The following is a 944-nucleotide window of genomic DNA, read 5'->3' on the forward strand; positions in this document are numbered from 1 at the left end:
CCGCAAGATCACGTGTGTTCTCCTCGCGAGCAGACGAATTGAACAGCAGCGACATGATCTTGACCCGAGCCGGGTCGGCCAACGCCTTGAGCCGCAGAGCTACCCGTAACGCATCGTCATCACTCATCGGCCCAGCGGCCAGCGGCGAGCAACATACCGGCGCGGCAATGTCGATCACGGGCAGGGTTCTTGGCATCCCACCATTCTGCCACAGAGATTTGACATATATCAAAAAGGTGGCATCCTGGGGACGTCAGACGATTTCGATATATGTCTCACACCTATGGAGGTCCACTCTCATGTCGCGCGTCCAACTCGCCCTCAACGTCGATAACCTCGACGAGGCAATCTTGTTCTACTCCAAGCTCTTCAACATCCAGCCTGCGAAACGCAAGCCGGGGTACGCCAATTTCGCCGTCGCCGAGCCCCCACTGAAGCTCGTGCTCCTGGAGAACCCGGGACAAGGCGGCACGCTTAATCACCTCGGCGTCGAGGTCCAGTCCAGCGATACGGTGCATGAGGAGATCGCCCGCTTGCAGGGTGAGGGAATGTTCACCGACGAGGAGATCGGAACGACGTGCTGCTTCGCCACACAAGACAAGGTCTGGGTTACCGGACCGGGTGGCGAGAAGTGGGAGGTCTATACCGTGCTCGCCGATTCCGACACCTTCGGCACCAGCCCACAGCATTCGGAGGGCGGCACTGCCGAAGGTGGGGTCTGCTGCGGCGGCACAACCTCCGAGGAGACGGAGCAGGCGTCCCGCACGACATCGTGCTGCTGATCAGACAGATCGCGTGCTCGACCGGTTGCGCATCTGCAAGTGAGGGTGCGCAACCGTCTTGTACGGTCGAATCGGCGCACTTGCTCAGGCCATTTCGATCCAGTTTGCGGCAACCCCGACCCCGCCATGTCTGAAGAAGTTCAAACGCAGTCCCATCCAGCC

1 protein-coding gene and 1 pseudogene are annotated in these 944 nt (G+C 60.2%); one reads left to right on the forward strand and one right to left on the reverse strand.

Annotated elements, in window-relative coordinates:
• Positions 1–196: pseudogene (locus AC5Y5O_RS32095) on the reverse strand (Rv2640c family ArsR-like transcriptional regulator); the annotation flags it as partial.
• A gap of 103 nt (positions 197–299) precedes the next feature.
• Between AC5Y5O_RS32095 and AC5Y5O_RS32100 the strand changes: the two are divergent.
• Positions 300–782 carry an ArsI/CadI family heavy metal resistance metalloenzyme gene (locus AC5Y5O_RS32100; RefSeq protein WP_061559457.1) on the forward strand — a complete coding sequence of 161 codons (483 nt, stop codon included), beginning with the start codon at positions 300–302 and terminating at the stop codon, positions 780–782.
• The last annotated feature ends 162 nt before the right edge of the window (positions 783–944 follow it).

Source organism: Mycobacterium sp. NGS40, assembly GCF_059812735.1.